A 19,273-nucleotide genomic window follows, 5' to 3' on the forward strand; every position below is an offset into this window, starting at 1 on the left:
AAAACCAAACTTTCTTCAACCACCACTTCAGCAACCCAAGGCAGCACACAAAGCACCACCTCAAACCACATCCACCAACCTACTCACTTTCGCAGCAAGGTCTCAGTAGCGAAGCCCTCGACTATAGCACGGTTTGAAGGAATTGCAAGAAAAAATCAAACCCGCCACTTTTCCAGGAGCTTTTCGGGACTCAAGCTGTCATAGCCCTCGAAAGGTTGGTGGATCCAAGGATTGCTCGGCAAAAACTCAACGGAGTAGTCTGGCGAAAACGTAGATAGACCCTTAGTCCAGATCACGGCGCTGCGCAGCTCAGTGATGGGCGCGTAGTTGGTCTTAAGCATGTTGATCACTGCGTGCAAAGTATGCCCCGAGTCGGCCAGATCATCGACCAAGAGCACTCGCCCCGCAATTTCGCCCTTGGGCGTGGTTATGAAACGTGCAATATCAAGATGCCCCTGCACCGTTCCTGCTTCCGCACGATAAGAACTCGTTGACATGATGGCCAGCGGCTTATCAAAGATCCGGCTGAGGATGTCGCCTGGTCGCAACCCACCGCGCGCAAGGCAGAGAATCGTGTCGAATTCCCAACCCGACTGGTGCACCTTCAGCGCCAGTTTTTCGATGAGGCTGTGGTACTCGTCATAGCTGACATAGAGATGTTTTCCGTCTTCGGTCAACATGAATGACTCCTGAATGATTGGCGAATATTCGATAGCAGCAGCACAAGACTACAGATCAGGTCGCGACATAGGGATGGCGCATCATGATCGTATGGTCGCGATCAGGACTGGTTGAGATCATATCGATCGGAACGCCTGTCACTTCTTCTATACGCTCCAGATAGCGGCGCGCAGTTTCGGGCAGCTTGTCGTACTCAGTCACCCCGACGGTGGAATCGCTCCAGCCAGGCAGTGTTTCATAGATCGGCGTGCACCGTGCGATGTCCTCAGCGCCCATGGGGAGCAAATCAATACGCTGCCCATCGAGCTCGTAGCCGGTGCACAACAACAACTCGCTCAACCCGTCCAGGACATCCAGTTTGGTGATGCAAAGACCAGTGAGGCCATTGACTTGGGCACTGCGCTTCAACAAAGCTGCATCGAACCAGCCACAGCGACGGCTGCGCCCCGTTGTCACTCCCTTTTCAGCGCCCACAGTGCTCATGTGATACCCGGGGGTGCCAGGGACTTCCCAATCTAACTCAGTGGGAAAAGGGCCGCCACCAACACGAGTGCAATACGCCTTGGTAATACCGAGGATGTAATGAAGCATACCCGGCCCCACGCCAGATCCTGCAGCCGCGTTGCCCGCTACACAGTTACTGGAGGTGACGTACGGGTATGTGCCGTGGTCCACATCCAGCAAGGTCCCTTGAGCGCCCTCAAAAAGAAGATTGGCACCCGCCCGATTGGCCTCATTCAGCTCACGCGACACATCGGCCATCATGGGCTTTAGCAACTCTGCATGGCGCATGGCCTCGGCGTAAACCACATCGAACAGCACCTTGCCATCCTGGATGTAGGGCTTCAGCGCATCGCCAAAAACGAACTTTGCGGAGCCCAGGTACGTGGTGAGCACGTGGTTGTGCAGGTCCAGCAATTCACGCAGCTTAGAAGCAAAACGCTCGGGGTATTTCAAGTCCTGTACGCGCAAGGCGCGGCGAGCAATCTTGTCCTCATAAGCCGGGCCGATGCCACGGCCCGTGGTACCAATCTTCTCAGTACCGCCCTGCTCCCGAGCCGCCTCGCGCGCCACATCAATCGCAGCATGAAAAGGAAGGATCAGTGGACAAGCCTCACTGATACGCAGGCGCGAACGCACCTCAACACCGGCCTTCTCCAGACCCTCAATTTCTTCGAACAGCTTCGCAGCAGACAGAACCACACCATTGCCGATGTAGCACTTGACCCCCGGGCGCATGATGCCACTCGGAATCAAATGCAGCGCCGTCTTCACGCCGTTGATCACCAGTGTGTGGCCAGCGTTGTGCCCCCCCTGAAAACGCACCACACCTTGAGCGCTCTCCGTCAGCCAATCGACCAACTTGCCTTTGCCCTCGTCGCCCCACTGGGTACCGACCACCACTACGTTGCGACCTTTGGTTGCTTTCATCTCAAACCCAATTCAAATGACAATTGCTCAAACAGCCTGCACGACCCAATGGCCCGCAACCTGAACCAGTTCCCGATCACAGTGGAACTCGTCCACCTCACTCTCGTGCCCAGGCAAAACACACACGACCGTCTCCCCGGCAGACCGAAGTTCTGCGATCGCTGAATTCACATCAGCGGCCTCGCCCCAAGGTGCGCGAATCGCTGCCTTCAGCGCACGGGGCGGCACCACGCCAACCACCTGCTTGATATCCAAACTGAACCCCGCCGCAGGGCGATTTCGACCAAACACGGCCCCCACCTCGTCGTACCGCCCACCGCGCACCAGGGCATCGCTAGCACCCGGCGCATAGATAGCGAAGCGCGCACCGCTGTAGTAGGCATACCCCCGAAGATCGGCCAAGTCAAAAGTGACGGAGGCCCCTTCAAGGCGCGAAGCTAGCCATTTCAAGTTTGATAGCACCTCAGGCACACCAGAAATGCGCTTGAGCACCTTTTCTGCCTCAGCCAGAACAGCGGAGTCTCCGTACAACCGAACGAGGGCCAGGAGGCCCTGTCGAGACTCCTCGGGAAAACTGCGCGTCAAAACCGACAACTCACCCGCATCCTTGGCTGCCAAAGCAGCGTGAATTCCGCTGAGCAATTGTGGGCTCACGCTCACACCAGCCAACAAGTTGCGGACGATGCGAACGTCAGCAAGATCAATGGTGGTGTTGCGTACATTGGCAACTCGCAAACACTCCCTCGCCAATTGCAACGCCTCAAGGTCGGCTTCTACCCCGGCATGCCCATATATTTCGGCACCAAACTGAAGAGGCTCGCGCGTGGCATGGGGGCGGTCAGGACGCGTGTGCAACACAGGGCCGCAGTAGCAAAGACGCGTCACGCCTTTGCGATTGAGCAAATGCGCGTCAATGCGAGCCACTTGCGGAGTTGTATCAGCCCGAAGCCCCATGGAACGACCAGAAAGCTGGTCCACCAGTTTGAACGTCTGTAGATCCAACGCTTCACCAGTGCCGGTGAGGAGAGATTCCAAATGCTCCAACAGCGGAGGCATTACCAGCTCGTAACCATAACAACGGGCTGTATCGAGCAGCCCGCGACGCAATTCTTCGATGTGCCGCGCTTCAGACGGCAAGACATCGGCAATGTGATCCGGAAGGACCCAAGCAGACATGGAGAAAAGGGGAGGCTGTTAAAACCGTGATTCTACCGGGACCGGGCGAGACTCCCCAAGGAATCTCCTAGTCGAGGAGTGTGACAGCCGTCAGAAACAAAGCATCAGAGCGCCAACAACAAGGGCCACCAACGCAAAAAAGCGTATTTGGCCACCCTGCAATTGCGCGATTTGCGCAACTGTACGTTTCCAGATTTGAGGGGACAGAAAAGGCAAAAGCCCCTCAATCACCAGCACCAAGGCGAACGCAGTCCAGACACTGTCCCACATCATTCACATTTTGCCGACCATCATCACTTATTTACTTACGTGGTGCAGCAGGCGCCGATGCAGGAGCTGAGCCGCGAAAGACTTTGAAGAAGTCAGAAGACGATGGATCCAGCACCATCACATCGCTTTTCTTGTTGAAGCTACCCTTATAGGCCTCGAGGCTGCGATAGAACTGAGCAAATTGAGGATCCTTGCCAAATGCTTCGGCATAGATACGGGCCGCTTCCGCGTCGCCCTCACCCTTCAGCTTTTGAGCATCCCGATAGGCATTCGCGATTGTGATCTCGCGCTGGCGATCTGCGTCTGCACGAATTTTTTCGCCTTCGGCCGCACCTGTGGAGCGCAATTCGTTGGCCACCCGCTTGCGCTCCGCTTCCATGCGCCGGTACACCGATTCGGTAATGGCTTCCACGTAATCCACGCGGGTAATGCGTACGTCCACGACATCAACCCCCCAGGGCTTGGACCCACGAACTGTCTCCAACACTTCGCGTTTGACATCAGCCATCAGCGCTTCTCGTTTCAGCGAGAGCAGCTCTTTCACCGTGCGCTTGTTGATTTCTTCCTGGAAAGCATTGCGAACCACCCGATTGAGTTGCATGGCGCCCGCCGTCTCGTCCAGCCCAACGTTGCGGATGTACTCGGTGGGTTCGGAAATGCGCCAGCGCACATACCAGTCGATCACGACGCGCTGCTTTTCAGCAGTCAGCATGGGCTCCGTGTCCGTGCTATCCAAGGTCAACAAACGCTTGTCGATGTAGGTGACGTTCTGGAATGGAGGAGGGAGCTTGAAATTAAGGCCAGGCTCCGTGATCACTTCCTTGATCTGACCCAGCGCATACAGCACACCAAACTGCCGCTGGTCCACGACAAAAAGCATGGAGCTCATGAGAGCAAGCACCACTAAAAGGGTAGATGCAATAAAACCGACTCTGTTCACGAACTACTCCTAGCGTGATTCACGTTCACGGGTACGGCTGGTGTCGCGCGCCCGTGCGTCATTCGAAAAGGCAGGTGCGGGTGTCGCTGGTGACACCGCTGGAGGCGAGCTTGTTGTCGCGGGAGCATCCAGTGCTCCCGATCCGCTGGCGACGCCCTGCATGATTTTGTCGAGTGGCAGGTAGAGTAAGTTGGAACCTTGACGCGACTCCACCAACACTTTGGTCACGTTCCCGTAAATCTGCTGCATGGTGTCTAGATACATACGATCACGGGTTACCTGAGGAGCCTTCTGGTACTCCGCCAGAATGGAAGCAAACCGCTGTGCGTCACCCTGCGCCTGAGCTACTATCCTCGCCTTGTACGCAGCAGCCTCCTCGTTTAGCCGAGAGGCGGAGCCCACAGCACGTGGAATCACGTCATTGGCGTAAGCCTGGGCTTCGTTTTTGGCACGCTCGCGCTCCTGCCCCGCTTTGAGTACATCATCAAAGGAAGACTGCACCTGCTCAGGCGGCCGCACACCGCCCTGCTGCAAATTGATGCCAACAACTTCGACGCCAACCTTGTAACGGTCCAAGATGGTCTGCATCAGCGCGCGAACGCGAGGGGCTATCTGATCACGCTCCTCAGCCAGTGCCGTGTCCATGCGCATCTTGCCCACCACCTCGCGCACGGCGGTCTCAGCTGCCTGAACCACAGCGTCCGAGGGGTTCTTACTTTCGAACAGCCATGCCCTGGCATCGCTCAGACGGTACTGAACAGCAAATTTGATCTCAACTATGTTTTCGTCCTCGGTCAGCATCGCGGACTCTCTCAAGCCGGTGCTTTTGATGACCGTGTCCCGCCCCACATCCGCAGAGCGAATTTGCGTCACAAAAACAAGCTCATGACGCTCAATCGGATAAGGCAAGCGCCAGTTGAAACCTGCGCCCACGGTGCTCTTGTACTTACCGAATTGCGTAATGACGGCTTGCTGACCTTCTTGCACGATGAAGAAACCTGTGCCCATCCAGATCACGAACGCAACACCAGCAATCAAGCCAACGCCTACACCCGCGCTTTTCATATCCGGCTGAAAGCCACCACCAGTCCCTCCCCCAGGGCCACGACCAGAACCGTTTTTTCCCCCGAACAGGCTGCCAAGCTTGCGATTGAGGTCGCGCCAGAGCTCATCGAGGTCAGGTGGCTGCTGGCCATTGCTTGGCCGCTGATCCCCGCCCCTCTGCCCCCCTGGTGGCGCTGCAGGTCGCTCATCAGGGCGCACGCCACTGTCCTCAGACTTATCATCCCCGCGACCCCAGCGTGGATCGTTCAGATTGAACATGCCCCGGATACGGTCTGGCAGTGAAGCCCAGCGTAGGGTGGGAGTATGAAAATTCATGCGCAAAATCTCTGGTTCTCTGATGGCATCATTCGATCATGCATTGTGCCCAATCAGCGCAACGCATCCGGCAATTCAAGGGCGTCTGCTGGGGTCATATCCTCATGCACAGCCAGCAACCTAGCGGCCAAAGCGCGGCGCAGATCATCAAGACCTTCTCCAGATCGAGCACTTACGAACAAACGGGAAAGCGACTGCCCCCCAACTTCGTATTGGTCTACCAGCAGGGAGGGACGTCGTTCTTCAGGCAGCGCATCGAGCTTGTTGAATACCAGTATCTGTGGAATATCCGACGCCCCGATCTCCTGCAACACGCGCTCCACCTGCGCCATCTGTTCCGGAAAATCCGGATTGGAAGCATCCACCACATGAAGGAGCAGATCAGCATCGACCGCCTCCTGCAGCGTGGCCTGAAACGCATCCACCAATCCGTGCGGGAGATCCCGGATGAAGCCCACCGTATCGGACAGAGAAACAGATCGCGCCGCATCTGCCAGATACAACTGGCGTGTTGTGGTGTCTAGGGTGGCAAAAAGCTGGTCCGCTGCATACGCTCGCGCTTTCACCAAAGCATTGAAAAGCGTGGACTTACCCGCGTTGGTGTATCCAACGAGCGAAATATTGAAGGTATCGCGCCTCTCGCGCTGGCGCCGCTGCGTGGAGCGCTGACGCTTGACCTTGACCAAGCGCTCTCTGGTGCGCTTGATCGCGTCACCAATCATGCGTCGATCCAGCTCGATCTGCTTTTCACCCGGACCACCCCGGGCACCGATACCGCCAGTCTGGCGCTCCAGGTGAGACCAACGCCGCACCAGCCGTGTACTCACGTACTGCAGCTTGGCGAGCTCAACCTGAAGCTTCCCTTCGTGGCTGCGCGCCCGTTGCGCAAAGATTTCAAGAATTAACAGCGTGCGGTCATTGACTGGAAGCTCAATATGGCGCTCCAGATTACGCTGCTGCGCGGGGCTGAGTGATTGGTCAAACAGCACCTCCATAGCACCATGCATTTGGGCCAATGTGCGAATTTCATCCGCTTTACCAGTGCCGATGAACAGCGCCGCATCTGGCGCTTTGCGCTTGCAGGTAATGCGAGCAACGGGTTGCATGCCGGCGGTTTGGGCTAGCAGACCCAATTCCTCCAACTCAGCGTCGAAATGGGGAAGACCAAAGTCGACCCCCACCAGCAACACCGGCGTCATAGCGGACGAGGATGCTGAGGACGAACTCAAAACCAACCACCCTCTCTCCGCCCCACCCCTCTCGGCAAGCGAGCCCCGCTGCCAGACAACAACTCAAGAGTTGCTGGTGTCAGCATCAGGGGTTTCTGAGGTAGAGAAAGCGACCGCCCGACCCGGAACGATCGTAGAAATCGCGTGCTTGTAAACCATTTGTGTCACCGTATTGCGCAGCAACACCACATACTGGTCAAAAGACTCGATTTGCCCCTGCAGCTTGATCCCGTTGACCAAATAAATGGACACTGGAACGTGTTCCCGGCGCAAAGCGTTGAGGAAGGGGTCTTGCAAAAGCTGGCCTTTATTGCTCACGATATTCTCCGTGTTCAAGTGTTGTTGTAAACCAGCACCTTACCACAGCCAGGCGCACGCCCTGGCTTTAACCCACATGGCCCCTCGACTGAAGAGCCTTTGTCGTCAGGCCTCGTCTTTGTCCGCGAACGGATTGTGCGAGGTTTTCATCTCAATGCGCAAAGGAGTTCCCACAAGATCAAATTCCTTGCGGAAGCGCCCTTCCAAGAATCGCTTGTAAGCATCAGTCACGTGCTCCAGCGAATTGCCGTGGATCACGATCACGGGCGGATTCATGCCACCTTGGTGCGCATACCGCATTTTCGGGCGGAACATCCCAGCCCTCTTGGGGCTTTGGAACTGAACCGCCTCCAGCAGCAGGCGGGTGAGTACGGGCGTGGACATCTTGCAGGTGGCCGCCCGATGGGCCTGAGCGATAGATGTCCACAAGGGACCAAGTCCCTGACGCTTCTTCGCAGAAATGAAATGCAAAGAGGCAAACTTCAGAAATGCAAGCCGTGTCTCAATGGAACGCTCAAGGAGCTGCCGCTGGTAGTCATCCACGGCATCCCATTTGTTCACCGCCAAGACCACAGCGCGTCCACTCTCCAGAATATAACCGGCGATATGGGCATCTTGGTCCGTCACACCTTGGGTGGCATCGAGCAATAGCAGCACTACATTTGCGGATTCGATAGCTTGCAGCGTTTTCACCACCGAGAACTTCTCAATGGCCTCGAAAACCTTGCCCTTGCGACGCAAGCCCGCAGTATCCACCAGCTCAAAGCGCTGGCCATTGCGCTCAAAAGGCACGGTAATGGCGTCGCGGGTCGTACCGGGCATATCGAATGCCACCAGCCGCTCTTCGCCAAGCCAGGTGTTGATCAGTGTGGACTTGCCCACGTTGGGGCGCCCCGCAACGGCAAGTTTGATGACCCCCTTGTCCAAGGCCGTATCCGAGTCGTCCGGCTCGGGCAAATTCAGCGGCTCCAGAGCAATTTCAACCAAGCCGCGTATACCCTGCCCGTGCGCTGCAGAAACTGGATAAACCTCACCCAGCCCCAGTTCATAGAACTCCGCCAATTGGACGCCCTGGAGCATGCCCTCCGCCTTGTTGGCAACGAGCACGCAGGGCTTGCCCAGGCGACGCAAGTAGTTGGCAATGTCATGGTCTTGCGCAGAGACACCCGCACGTGCGTCCACTACAAAAATCACCACGTCCGCCTCAGCGACCGCCTGCTGAGTCTGCTTGGCCATCTCGCGGTAGATGCCAGTGGAGGCGTCGGGCTCAAAGCCACCGGTATCGATGACGATGTACTCGTGCTTTCCTTGCTTGCCGTTACCGTAGTGTCGGTCACGCGTAAGTCCTGCAAAGTCGGCGACGATGGCGTCACGCGACTTGGTCAGGCGGTTGAAGAGCGTGGACTTGCCGACATTCGGACGCCCCACGAGGGCGATAACTGGCTTCATTGAATAAGACCGATCAATCTGGACGGAATCCGTAAATACCGCCATTGCGGGTAACAACCACCAGCGTATCAGCGCCCATCACCGGAGCAGCTGCGATGGCAGAACCATCTGTCGCCAGCCGGTTCAGGGGCGAACCATCGGTACGAGACAGCAAATGCACCAAACCCGAGTCGTCGCCGACGACCACCGAGCGCCCCAGAAGCAGCGGTGCAGTGAGTTTGCGGTACTTGAGCCTGTCGATGCTCCACAAGCGTGAACCATCTGAGCGGCGCCACGCTACAAGCGTGCCATTGCTTTCAGAACCAAAAATGGCCTCCGCATCGCCGTGGACTCCGTCTGCTCCGCTGGCAGGCTGCGTCCAAACCGTAGTCCCCCTGGCGGTGTTCACACAACCCACAGCGGCTTGAAAGGACCGTGCGCACACTGTTTCGCCCACACGGCTGGTGCGCCCTACCAACTCCACAAGGCGCTCCACATCATTCGTGCCCCGTGCGCTGGCAATGGGAGCCTCCCATCGCACACTGCCATTGTCAGGATTCAATCCGACCAACCGACCCGACAATCCCACGACCAGCGTGTCACCCACTGCGAGCAAAACACCGGCCTGGCGCAATATCAATGGCTCCCCGGGGCGCTGCTGGGCCCAAAGACGGCGACCTGTAGACAGATCGAATGCAGACACAGAACGATCCGCCGACAAAACGAAAACACGACCGCCTGCAACCAAAGGTGGTGTGAATACCTGGGCAGCAAGCGCCTCACGCCAACGCTCTCGACCACCGTCGATCACGATCAGTGCATTGTTACGCGAGACTACCGCCGCGAACTTGCCATCGCTACCAACAGCAGCCGACAGAGGCTCAGCGAGCGCTGCTCGCCAGATATCTCCACCCGTGCGCGCATCAAGGGCTGCCACCGTGCCATCAGCTGACGCGACGGTCACGACATTGCCAGCAACATGCGCCTCCAAAGGCAGCCCCACCACACTGCCAACTCGCGCAGTCCATGCTTGTCGCACGCCCAGAACTGCCACATTGGTTCCGAGGTCGGCGGGCACAGGCTTGGACTTTTCAGCGCTCCACAAAGAACAACCGGCCAAAGTGGCGGCCACAAGTGCCACCACCAGACAGCGTACGAAAAACTGGTGCCCAGATCCTGCGTTGATAGGCGACGACATGGCTATTTGGACTCCGCAGGTGTTGCGATTGAGGAGGCAGCGGAAGCCACAGTCACACCTTGCAGCGAAACACCCAGCGCGTTCAGCTTGATTTCCACCAGACGGCGATACTCGACACTGTCTTCAAACCCTTTATAAGCCTTGGTGTACTCGGCAATGGCTTCCTGACGCTTTTCCTGGAGCATCAGGACATCGCCCTTGCGGTCCGCCACAACAGAAGAGAACTCCGGCGCAAAACTGCCGGACAGTTGCTTGAGTGCTTCGTCATAGTTCTTTTGATCCATTAGTACACCAGCCAGTCGCAACTTGGCCAAGGCCTTGAGGCCCTCGTCTGACGATCGCTCTGCAACCCAGATAAGCGCTTCTTTGGCACCGTCAGCATTGCCAGCACCCTGCATAGCCCTGGCAAGGGTCAAGCCCGCCTGTCCAGCCTGGACAGTCCCTGCATATTTGGACTTCAAATCGGCAAAAGCTTGCTCCATGCGGACGTTGTCCGCAGACCGCGCAGCCACATCCACTGCATCAAACAATGCAGCCGCCTGCGTTGCCTGCCGGGTTTGCCAGTACTGGTAACCGTTCCAGGCGGCAGCGGCGCCCGCAACGACAATGACTACGGAGCTGATCAACGTGCCCCAGGTGTTCCAGAAATGCTTGAGCTGGTCTAGCTGCTCTTGTTCTTCAAGGTCGAGATGATTTGCCATGGAATCTGATTGTGTTAGCGGGTGGATTGTAGGGTGGCCGACCATTGGGCAACCAAGTCCAGCGGGCGCTCGATTTGCTCACCTTCGCCGTCACGCAAGGCTTTGACAGTCACCATGCCACGGGACAGCTCATCATCGCCAAACACCAGTGCGTGCATGGCACCACTGGCATCGGCTTTCTTAAACTGCGACTTCATGCTACCCATGCCATCCAGTGAAGGGGCTGCATGCATTTGGACGCGAACACCGTGCTGACGCAATTGCTCGACGGTAGCCACTGCCCGAGGCAACACAGCCACCGAGGGAACAATGGCAAAAACGTCGGGAACCAGCGAGGGGGATGCACTGTGCTGCTCCTTGAGCAACTCCAATACCCGCTCCACCCCCAACGCCCAACCCACCGCCGGTGCCGGCTTGCCGCCGATCTGTTCGATCAAGTAATCGTAACGCCCTCCACCGCAGATCGTGCCCTGCGAACCCAGCTGATCCGTCACAAACTCGAACACGGTGAGGTTGTAGTAATCCATGCCACGCACCAGACGGGGATTGACAGACCACGCAACCCCATTGGCGTCGAGAATGGCTTTTACTGCATTGAAGTGCGCCAGAGACTCCTGCCCCAGAAAGTCAATCAAACGTGGCGCAGCTTCCACCAACGACTGCATCGCCGGATTCTTGGTGTCGAGGATGCGCAAAGGATTGCTGTGCAGCCGCCGACGCGCCTCCTCGTCAAGAACATCGACATGCTGCTCCAAATACGCGATCAACGCAGCCCGGTGAGCCTTGCGCTCGTCTGGCTGTCCCAGGCTGTTGAGTTCGAGGCGCACATTCTGGAGACCCAGATCGCGCCACAGGGCACTGGCCAGAAGAATAAGCTCGGCATCGACCTCAGCGCCCGGAAAACCCAGTGCCTCAGCACCGATCTGGTGAAACTGGCGGTAGCGCCCACGCTGGGGACGTTCATGGCGAAACATGGGGCCCATGTAGTACAGGCGTTTGCCGCCGTCATACAACATGGAGTGCTCTGCTACTGCACGTACCACGCCGGCCGTCGCTTCTGGGCGAAGCGTGAGCTGCTCCCCATTCAGCCGGTCCTCAAACGAGTACATCTCCTTCTCGACAATATCGGTAACCTCGCCCAATCCACGCACAAACAAGGGTGTGGGTTCGACGATGGGTGTGCGAATATTGCGATACGCGTAGCGCGCCATCAGGTCGCGCACCTTGGCCTCCAGCCATTCCCAACGGGCAGAGTCCGGGGGCAGGATGTCGTTCATGCCCTTCACCGCAACCAGCTTCTCTGGCTTGGACGAGGGAGTGCTTTTTTCGTTACTCACAGCGCTTCTTTTCTATGTCTGGCAGAAATTTAAATAAGCTGCACCGCACACCTCCTGAAGGCTCACCGGGGCAGGTGGCGGCAGCACTACCGGTCAAACAGCGGGCACCCCGGCGCCAAAGCGCTTTTCGATGTACTGCTCGACGATGCGATGGAATTCATTGGCGATGTCGTCGCCACGCAGGGTCATCGCCTTTTCCCCGTCGATGAAGACCGGGGCAGCAGGCGCCTCTCCCGTGCCAGGCAGACTGATCCCAATGTCTGCGTGCTTGCTTTCACCCGGGCCGTTGACAATGCAGCCCATGACTGCAACCCGCAACGCTTCAACACCCGGATAACGCACACGCCATACAGGCATTTGCGCACGCAGGAAATCGTCGATCTGCTTGGCCAGGTCTTGAAAGGTGGTACTGGTGGTTCGGCCACAGCCCGGGCAAGCGGTGACACTGGGCACAAAGACCCGCAAGCCTAACGCCTGCAAGATTTCCGACGCAACGACCACCTCTTGGGTACGCGCCTCACCGGGCTGGGGCGTCAGCGACACACGAATCGTGTCACCAATGCCCTCTTGCAGCAGCACGGACAAAGCAGTAGCCGAAGCGACCGTCCCCTTGGTACCCATACCCGCTTCGGTCAGTCCCAAGTGCAAAGCATAGTCGCAGCGACGCGCCAACTCGCGGTACACAGAGATCAAATCCTGCACTCCACTGACCTTGCAGGACAAGATGATCTGGTTACCGTCCAAACCCATGGCCTCTGCACGACGCGCAGACTCGATGGCCGATGTGATGAGTGCCTCATACATGACCTGACGAGCCTCCCAGGGGGCGCTGCGGCGGCTGTTCGTATCCATCAACTCGGCCAGCAGCTCCTGGTCGAGACTGCCCCAATTCACACCGATGCGCACAGCCTTGTTCCAGCGCATGGCAGCCTCGATCATCTGGCCAAACTGCTTGTCGCGCTTGTCGCCTTTGCCCACATTGCCTGGGTTGATTCGATACTTGGACAAAGCTTGGGCGCAGTCCGGAAACTCGGTGAGCAGTCGGTGTCCGTTGTAATGGAAATCACCCACCAACGGAACACTCTCACCCATGCGATCCAGTTGTTCTCGTATGTACGGTACCGCTGCAGCAGCTTCTGGAGTGTTGACAGTGATGCGGACGAACTCCGACCCCGCCTGAGCGAGTTCCTTGACCTGAATCGCTGTCCCGATGGCATCGACGGTGTCGGTGTTGGTCATGGACTGCACGCGCACGGGTGCATCCCCACCCACAGTCACCACACGTGAACCCCAGACGACTTTCGCCTGGCGCGAACGTCGAGGTAAGGGAGAAGCAACCGCTACCGGCCCAAAATCAAGCGGGGAGTTTTCCACTATTTCACCTCAAAACGCGCTACGTTTTCACGCGCGATTGCCGTCAGATCAAACGGCTTTCCACGAACAATCACTTCCGTCGCGTCCGCGCGACCGATAATCACTGCCAAGGGCGTGGGCGCAGACACCGAAACCGACTCTCCTGCCGCCAGGTTGCGTTGTAACGCCAGTGCCCCATTGGCATCCCGAACTTGCACCCACGATGCACCGCGTGCACGCAGCACCAAGGGACCGGAAGGAATATCTGCCGCGCCATCAGCCGCCGGAGCATTGCTCACCGCGACGCCACTGGCAACGGCAGCAGGCGCTGGAGATACAGCGACAGCAGGTGCAGAAGACACAGGCAGCGAAGCCGCTGCGGAAGCGGCGGGCAATGCGGGAGAAGATATATCGGCAGGACGCTCCACCGTTGATGGCACTGCCGCAGGCGCAGGCTCGGAAGCGCTGGCCGGCAAAGCGTCAGGCACCGCGACGGGCACTGAATCGGCAGAATCCCCGGGCGCGGAATGCCGGGGGACAAAGAACAGAACCACAGCTCCCACCAAAAGCGCAAGAACGACCAAGACCACGGAACGCGAGCCAGAACCTGAACCCGCGAATGACGCCGAAGAGGAAGCCGACGATTTGCCAGCACTACCCTTCACAGGTGCATTGATACCTGCGCTATCCACAGACAAACGAGGGCTCTGACTTTGGGGTAGCAAAGACAAAATGGGTGCCGCGTCAATCTTGAGGGTACGGCACACACTCGATGCCAGTGCACGCACAAATACAGTGTCAGGCAGCACCGTGTAGTTATCCGACTCCAGAGCTTCCAACTTGCTAACCGGTACCTTCAACGCAACCGCCAGGGCCGCGATGTGCATGCCTGCTGCCTGCCGGGCCTCCTTGAGCAAGCCGCCCGCCGTCATTCCACTCTCCACCACCTCACTCATTGAAAGCCCCGCGTTCGTATGCACTCAACTCCCGAGAATCCGGGAAACGCTTGCGCAACTGAGCAGCCAGTTGCCTCATTGCCACGGTGTCGCCCAAAGCGCGCTCCACCTTAATGCCCAGCCACAACGATTCGGAGTTCGCGAAATCGCTGTTGTTAAGCCGTCGAATGTAAAACTGCGCACGCGACAACTCGTTGCGCCGCAGCAAGAGCGCTGCGAGGTGGTAACCGACCACCGGATTCGCAGCATCGAATTCATAGGCCTTCAGGAAAGACTGCTCCGCCTCAGGAAACTGTCCTGCCCCCGACTGACACAGGCCACGGGCCATCCAAGTTTTGCCACGCGCCGCGTAGGCGGGGTTGGCAATGGCACGCACAAAATATTGGTCGGCCTCCACATACTTTTGCTGCTGACACATCAGCCAGCCATAGTTGTGAAGCACGTTGGAGTCATTTGCCCGCAGCGACAAGGCACGGCGAAAGCTCTCTTCCGCCTGTGCATAGTCACTCAGGCGCATGTAAATCAGACCACGCAGATTGAAAGCGTCGGCATAAGACGGGTCCGCAGCAAGCGACTGCTTGACTTCATCCAGGGCCACAGCCGTTTGCCCCAATTCGAAATAGTTAGAAGCCAACTCCAGGCGGATGCGTGCACGGCGCCGCGACTCAGGCTCGTCGGACGGCGTCACCAAACCTGCATCGGCATCACTGACTGCAGACGAAGTGTTTGTCGCGCACCCCTGAAGCGCCCATATGCAAACCACCGCACTGCATGCCGCGAGTGTCCAGCGGCCAATATGCTGCCAGCGTCCAACCATTCCCGCCATGTAGAGCCTCCTTGAAGTTTGCCGACTGCCTGATCAAGTCACCGGTTTGAGCACGATTGTGCGCTGCTTTGCCATGCGTTCTGCGGCCCGGGTACGATCTTTGACATCACCCGCCAACTGACCGCATGCCGCATCAATGTCATCACCGCGCGTCTTGCGCACCGTGGTGATAATGCCCGCGTCGCTCAGCATCTTGGCAAAGGCCTGCACCTGATTTTGCGAGGACCGCAACAGCCCTGATGCGGGAAACGGATTAAAAGGAATCAGATTGAATTTGCAGCGAATCCCGCTGCGCTTGACCAACTCGATCAGTTGGCGCGCATGCTCCGCTTGATCATTGACACCATCGAGCATGCAATATTCGAAGGTGATGAAGTCACGGGGTGCATGCGCCAAGTAGCGGTTGCAAGCATCCAACAGCTCTTCGATTGGATACTTGCGATTGAGCGGCACCAGATTGTCGCGCAGGGGGTCGTTGGGTGCATGCAGCGACACCGCCAGTGCCACGGGACAGTCTTGCGCAAGGCGATCCATCATGGGCACAACGCCCGATGTCGACACTGTCACACGGCGGCGCGACAGGCCATAACCGTGATCGTCCAGCATGACTTTGAGCGCGGGAACCAGTGCCGAATAGTTTTGTAGCGGCTCACCCATACCCATCATGACCACATTCGAGATCACACGGTCTTCTGTCTGCAAGCGCTTGCGCAGGGAGTGCTCTGCGAACCACAACTGGGCAACAATTTCACCCGTCGTCAGATTGCGACTGAAACCCTGATGCCCCGTAGAACAGAAGCGGCACCCGACAGCGCAACCAGCCTGCGATGACACACAGAGGGTTCCACGATCATCCTCTGGGATGAACACGGCTTCCACCGCGTTGCCATCACCCACATCAAACAGCCACTTCACAGTGCCGTCCGAGGACACATGCTCTGAAACAATGGGCAGCGCCTCGACCTGCGCACAGCCCTTGAGCTTGTCACGCAAGGCCTTGGCCAAATCGCTCATAGCGTCGAAATCGCTGGCACCGCGCTGATGAATCCAGCGAAACAGCTGGGTGGCGCGAAACCGCTTTTCCCCCAGCCGCTCGCAAAAAGCCGCCAGGCCGTCGAGGTCAAATTCCAGCAGATTCGTGCTCATGGTGCCAAATCCACTGGAGACCAGGCATAGCTACCCCCATGACACGGGACTCCCACCAGGGTGGGTACGGACATGGGGAGCATCACCATCTCAACGCGAGTAGATGTTCAGGCCGGGGAAGAAGAAAGCCACTTCGGCCTGCGCGGTTTCGGCGGCGTCGGAGCCGTGCACGGCGTTCGCGTCGATGCTGTCAGCGAAGTCGGCGCGGATGGTGCCAGCTTCTGCCTTCTTGGGGTCGGTTGCGCCCATGAGTTCGCGGTTCTTCAGGATGGCGTTCTCGCCTTCCAGGGCTTGGATCATCACAGGGCCGGAGATCATGAAGTCCACCAGGTCCTTGAAGAAAGGACGCTCTTTGTGTACAGCGTAGAACTGTTCGGCTTCCAGGCGCGACAGATGGGCCATGCGGGCTGCCACGATCTTGAGGCCAGCAGCTTCAAAGCGAGCATAGATCTGACCGATGACGTTCTTGGCCACTGCGTCGGGCTTGATGATGGAGAGAGTGCGTTCGATTGCCATATTGATTTCCTGAATGGTTGTTGCTGTGATTCGTTTGTCCACCGGACAAAGCCCTCGATTCTAACCGGGGAGTGTGACGGAGGTTAGCGCTCAGCGCCCACCACCTCCACGCCGAGGGCCACCGCCACCCGGGCGTCGCTTGTCCTGGCGGTGGCGCGAGAGGCTGTCCATGCCGATGTAACCCACCGACGTTTTCATTGGATCGGGCTGTGCTGCACCGCCTCGCTGGCGATCACCCCCTGCCGCGTTGTTGCCACGGGCAGGACCCTGGCCACCATCGCGGCGCGGCTTCTGACCACGGGGACCACCAGGGACAGCTGGCGGCGACATGTCGCGGCGAGAGCCATCACCACGCGGCCCACCACGACCACGGTTGCGCGGCTTGCCATTGCGCCCGCCAGCACCCCCCCCCTCGGGACGCCCCTCAACGGGCTCGGGGCGCCCAGCGCCTGCGGCCTGAACCAGCGCACGAATATCACTCTCATCCAGTTCCAGCCAGGCTCCGCGCTTGAGACCACGCGGCAGAACCATGGCACCGTAGCGGATGCGGATCAGGCGGCTGACCGCATGGCCCACCGATTCGAGCATGCGGCGCACTTCACGATTGCGGCCTTCGGAAATGGTGACTCGGTACCAGCAGTTGGAACCCTCTCCACCACCGTCTTCGATGGAACCGAACGATGCCATGCCGTCATCAAGGCGCACACCATCCAGCAGCTTTTGTTTTTCCTCATTGCTCAGAGCACCCAGCACCCGAACGGCGTACTCGCGCTCCAACCCAAAGCGCGGATGCATCAGTTTGTTGGCCAGCTCGCCAGAGCTGGTAAACAGCAAGAGGCCTTCGGTGTTCAGATCCAGGCGTCCTACCGACTGCCACTTGCCCTGCATGAGCCGGGGCAGCTTGCGAAAGACCGTTGGTCGGTTTTGGGGGTCGTCATGGGTCACGACCTCGCCCACGGGTTTGTGATACGCGATCACGCGCGCCGGGGGCGGATCGATGCGATAGCGGATCGGCTTGCCGTTGACCTTGACCTGATCGCCAAACTGGATGCGCTGCCCGATGTGAGCAGGTTCGTTGTTGACCGAGATCCGCCCTTCCAGTATCAATTGCTCCATCTCCAGACGCGATCCAAGACCCGCCTGGGCCAGCACCTTGTGCAACTTAGGTGTTTCGACCTGCGGCAGCAGCACTCGCTTCGGCGGCACCAAGTCTGCAGAGGCATCTTCTTCGTCGAAACGACCGGACACCACATCTTCGAACTGATATCCCTCCACAGCAGCAGCGGCTTTGCGTTTGTCACGCCCGGCTCCATCAGGACGCTGGGGCCGCTCGCGGAATTCGTCACGGGGGCTGCGCTCTCGCTGCGGCGTGTCGCCCTCGCCTTCTGCCGCCAAGACAACCTCTTCAGGAGATGCCGACTCCATGGCGAGCGACTGCACCTGGACTCCTGGCGCCTCGGGCGCGAGAGCCTCCAATGCGGGCGCCGATGTGCCCACCTGCACGGCAGCCTCGGTTTCAGGCAACGTCACCTCGGCAGGGACAGCTACCGCCTTCTTGCGAGGAGCACGCTTGGTAGCCGGCTTTTTGGCAGCAGACACCGTGTCAGCGGCATTCAACCCAGGCACGTCGGCCGGATTTTCTGAGGTCGAGTCGTTCATCAAGTATTTCCCTGGATACCACCCGGGGTATCAACATGGTCGTCGCGGAGATCAGTCTCCACATTCTGAAAAAAATCATCCACGGGCCGCTTACCGCCCATATCAGTCACAGCCTCAACAGGCTCCAGAGGCTCCTGCACACCGGCTTCGTGCAACAGATCAGGTTCGGCTCCAATGGCTCCCTGGGCGGCTGCGGCTAGGGCTTCCAGCACATTCGGATTGCCCGTCGGGTCATCGAGCACCGGCAGCTGGTCCAGAGACTGAAGGCCCATATCGTCCAGAAACTGCCGGGTCGTGGCGAACAATGCCGGGCGCCCCACCGTTTCGCGGTGGCCAATGACCTCCACCCACCCCCGGTCTTCCAACTGTTTGATGATCAGGCTGTTGACCGTCACACCCCGAATGTCCTCGATATCCCCCCGCGTGACCGGTTGCCGGTAGGCAATGATGGCCAGGGTTTCCATGGTGGCCCGGGTGTAGCGTGGCGGCTTTTCGGGGTGCAGACGGTCGAGGTATTCACGCATTTCGGGGCGGCTCTGAAAGCGCCAACCCGTCGCCACCTGCACCAGCTCTACCCCGCGCTGCGCCCAATCAAGCTGCAGCTCCTGTAACAACACCTTGAGGGTATCGGACCCCAGCGCATCATTGAACAACACCCGCAGCTCGCGCACAGGCACAGGCTGCTGCGCACAGATCAACGCAGTTTCGAGGACCCTTTTGGCATCCAC

The 19,273-nt window shown here is 58.5% G+C and carries 19 protein-coding genes; all 19 read right to left on the reverse strand.

Features of this window, described 5'->3' with window-relative positions:
- Nucleotides 1–155: 155 nt before the first annotated feature.
- The gene (locus ISS20_RS15620; protein WP_060986468.1) at nucleotides 156–680 is read right to left on the reverse strand and encodes a phosphoribosyltransferase; all 525 of its coding nucleotides are present in this window, start codon (nucleotides 678–680) and stop codon (nucleotides 156–158) included.
- Between the two features lie 55 nt (nucleotides 681–735).
- Nucleotides 736–2,112, reverse strand: coding sequence for an adenylosuccinate synthase (locus ISS20_RS15625; RefSeq protein ID WP_291437944.1), 1,377 nt, complete (start codon nucleotides 2,110–2,112; stop codon nucleotides 736–738).
- A 27-nt stretch (nucleotides 2,113–2,139) separates the two neighbouring features.
- Nucleotides 2,140–3,288 (reverse strand): ATP phosphoribosyltransferase regulatory subunit, encoded by a 1,149-nt coding sequence (locus ISS20_RS15630; protein ID WP_291437945.1) that lies wholly within the window; start codon nucleotides 3,286–3,288, stop codon nucleotides 2,140–2,142.
- 90 nt (nucleotides 3,289–3,378) lie between these two features.
- On the reverse strand, nucleotides 3,379–3,561 hold the full coding sequence (locus ISS20_RS15635) for a DUF2065 family protein (RefSeq protein WP_291437946.1): 183 nt from the start codon (nucleotides 3,559–3,561) through the stop codon (nucleotides 3,379–3,381).
- A 28-nt stretch (nucleotides 3,562–3,589) separates the two neighbouring features.
- The gene (hflC, locus tag ISS20_RS15640) at nucleotides 3,590–4,498 is read right to left on the reverse strand and encodes a protease modulator HflC (RefSeq protein WP_291437947.1); all 909 of its coding nucleotides are present in this window, start codon (nucleotides 4,496–4,498) and stop codon (nucleotides 3,590–3,592) included.
- Nucleotides 4,499–4,507: 9 nt separating this feature from the next.
- Nucleotides 4,508–5,878 (reverse strand): FtsH protease activity modulator HflK, encoded by a 1,371-nt coding sequence (gene hflK, locus ISS20_RS15645; protein ID WP_291437948.1) that lies wholly within the window; start codon nucleotides 5,876–5,878, stop codon nucleotides 4,508–4,510.
- Nucleotides 5,879–5,931: 53 nt separating this feature from the next.
- A complete protein-coding gene (gene hflX, locus ISS20_RS15650; protein WP_291437949.1) occupies nucleotides 5,932–7,077 on the reverse strand; it encodes a GTPase HflX in 1,146 nt (381 codons plus the stop codon).
- Between the two features lie 93 nt (nucleotides 7,078–7,170).
- Nucleotides 7,171–7,425 carry an RNA chaperone Hfq gene (gene hfq, locus ISS20_RS15655; protein ID WP_291437950.1) on the reverse strand — a complete coding sequence of 85 codons (255 nt, stop codon included), beginning with the start codon at nucleotides 7,423–7,425 and terminating at the stop codon, nucleotides 7,171–7,173.
- Between the two features lie 105 nt (nucleotides 7,426–7,530).
- Nucleotides 7,531–8,874, reverse strand: coding sequence for a ribosome biogenesis GTPase Der (der, locus tag ISS20_RS15660; RefSeq protein ID WP_291437959.1), 1,344 nt, complete (start codon nucleotides 8,872–8,874; stop codon nucleotides 7,531–7,533).
- Nucleotides 8,875–8,887: 13 nt separating this feature from the next.
- The gene (gene bamB / locus ISS20_RS15665) at nucleotides 8,888–10,051 is read right to left on the reverse strand and encodes an outer membrane protein assembly factor BamB (RefSeq protein WP_291437951.1); all 1,164 of its coding nucleotides are present in this window, start codon (nucleotides 10,049–10,051) and stop codon (nucleotides 8,888–8,890) included.
- A gap of 2 nt (nucleotides 10,052–10,053) precedes the next feature.
- Nucleotides 10,054–10,752: a tetratricopeptide repeat protein gene (locus tag ISS20_RS15670; RefSeq protein WP_291437952.1), complete on the reverse strand. Its 699-nt coding sequence runs from the start codon at nucleotides 10,750–10,752 to the stop codon at nucleotides 10,054–10,056.
- A gap of 14 nt (nucleotides 10,753–10,766) precedes the next feature.
- Nucleotides 10,767–12,029: a histidine--tRNA ligase gene (gene hisS, locus ISS20_RS15675; RefSeq protein ID WP_291437960.1), complete on the reverse strand. Its 1,263-nt coding sequence runs from the start codon at nucleotides 12,027–12,029 to the stop codon at nucleotides 10,767–10,769.
- 153 nt (nucleotides 12,030–12,182) lie between these two features.
- Nucleotides 12,183–13,463: a flavodoxin-dependent (E)-4-hydroxy-3-methylbut-2-enyl-diphosphate synthase gene (gene ispG, locus ISS20_RS15680; RefSeq protein WP_291437953.1), complete on the reverse strand. Its 1,281-nt coding sequence runs from the start codon at nucleotides 13,461–13,463 to the stop codon at nucleotides 12,183–12,185.
- Nucleotides 13,463–14,374, reverse strand: coding sequence for a helix-turn-helix domain-containing protein (locus ISS20_RS15685; RefSeq protein ID WP_291437954.1), 912 nt, complete (start codon nucleotides 14,372–14,374; stop codon nucleotides 13,463–13,465). Before ISS20_RS15685 ends, ispG begins: the two co-directional genes overlap by 1 nt.
- A 16-nt stretch (nucleotides 14,375–14,390) precedes the next feature.
- Complete coding sequence (pilW, locus tag ISS20_RS15690) at nucleotides 14,391–15,224, reverse strand: type IV pilus biogenesis/stability protein PilW (RefSeq protein ID WP_291437955.1); 834 nt, start codon at nucleotides 15,222–15,224, stop codon at nucleotides 14,391–14,393.
- 33 nt (nucleotides 15,225–15,257) lie between these two features.
- A complete protein-coding gene (gene rlmN / locus ISS20_RS15695) occupies nucleotides 15,258–16,370 on the reverse strand; it encodes a 23S rRNA (adenine(2503)-C(2))-methyltransferase RlmN (RefSeq protein WP_291437956.1) in 1,113 nt (370 codons plus the stop codon).
- A gap of 90 nt (nucleotides 16,371–16,460) precedes the next feature.
- A complete protein-coding gene (gene ndk, locus ISS20_RS15700) occupies nucleotides 16,461–16,886 on the reverse strand; it encodes a nucleoside-diphosphate kinase (RefSeq protein WP_015013410.1) in 426 nt (141 codons plus the stop codon).
- 90 nt (nucleotides 16,887–16,976) lie between these two features.
- Entirely contained in the window at nucleotides 16,977–18,545 is a 1,569-nt protein-coding gene (locus ISS20_RS15705; protein WP_291437957.1) for a pseudouridine synthase, read from the reverse strand.
- Nucleotides 18,545–19,273, reverse strand: a 729-nt coding sequence (gene scpB / locus ISS20_RS15710) for an SMC-Scp complex subunit ScpB (RefSeq protein ID WP_291437958.1), incomplete at its 5' end; no start/stop codon positions are given. The genes scpB and ISS20_RS15705, both read right to left, overlap by 1 nt.

The organism is Acidovorax sp., from assembly GCF_016783915.1.
Classification (GTDB): domain Bacteria; phylum Pseudomonadota; class Gammaproteobacteria; order Burkholderiales; family Burkholderiaceae_C; genus Acidovorax.

What these genes read in the sequence shown, in the direction of transcription:
- hflK (WP_291437948.1), bottom strand. Translation starts at nt 5,878, where the DNA reads ATGAATTTTCATACTCCCACCCTACGCTGGGCTTCACTGCCAGACCGT.
- ISS20_RS15630 (WP_291437945.1), bottom strand. Translation starts at nt 3,288, where the DNA reads ATGTCTGCTTGGGTCCTTCCGGATCACATTGCCGATGTCTTGCCGTCT.
- ISS20_RS15635 (WP_291437946.1), bottom strand. Translation starts at nt 3,561, where the DNA reads ATGATGTGGGACAGTGTCTGGACTGCGTTCGCCTTGGTGCTGGTGATT.
- bamB (WP_291437951.1), bottom strand. Translation starts at nt 10,051, where the DNA reads ATGTCGTCGCCTATCAACGCAGGATCTGGGCACCAGTTTTTCGTACGC.
- ndk (WP_015013410.1), bottom strand. Translation starts at nt 16,886, where the DNA reads ATGGCAATCGAACGCACTCTCTCCATCATCAAGCCCGACGCAGTGGCC.
- ISS20_RS15670 (WP_291437952.1), bottom strand. Translation starts at nt 10,752, where the DNA reads ATGGCAAATCATCTCGACCTTGAAGAACAAGAGCAGCTAGACCAGCTC.
- pilW (WP_291437955.1), bottom strand. Translation starts at nt 15,224, where the DNA reads ATGGCGGGAATGGTTGGACGCTGGCAGCATATTGGCCGCTGGACACTC.
- ISS20_RS15620 (WP_060986468.1), bottom strand. Translation starts at nt 680, where the DNA reads ATGTTGACCGAAGACGGAAAACATCTCTATGTCAGCTATGACGAGTAC.
- ISS20_RS15705 (WP_291437957.1), bottom strand. Translation starts at nt 18,545, where the DNA reads ATGAACGACTCGACCTCAGAAAATCCGGCCGACGTGCCTGGGTTGAAT.
- ISS20_RS15685 (WP_291437954.1), bottom strand. Translation starts at nt 14,374, where the DNA reads ATGACGGCGGGCGGCTTGCTCAAGGAGGCCCGGCAGGCAGCAGGCATG.
- ISS20_RS15625 (WP_291437944.1), bottom strand. Translation starts at nt 2,112, where the DNA reads ATGAAAGCAACCAAAGGTCGCAACGTAGTGGTGGTCGGTACCCAGTGG.
- hflX (WP_291437949.1), bottom strand. Translation starts at nt 7,077, where the DNA reads ATGACGCCGGTGTTGCTGGTGGGGGTCGACTTTGGTCTTCCCCATTTC.
- der (WP_291437959.1), bottom strand. Translation starts at nt 8,874, where the DNA reads ATGAAGCCAGTTATCGCCCTCGTGGGGCGTCCGAATGTCGGCAAGTCC.
- rlmN (WP_291437956.1), bottom strand. Translation starts at nt 16,370, where the DNA reads ATGAGCACGAATCTGCTGGAATTTGACCTCGACGGCCTGGCGGCTTTT.
- hisS (WP_291437960.1), bottom strand. Translation starts at nt 12,029, where the DNA reads ATGAACGACATCCTGCCCCCGGACTCTGCCCGTTGGGAATGGCTGGAG.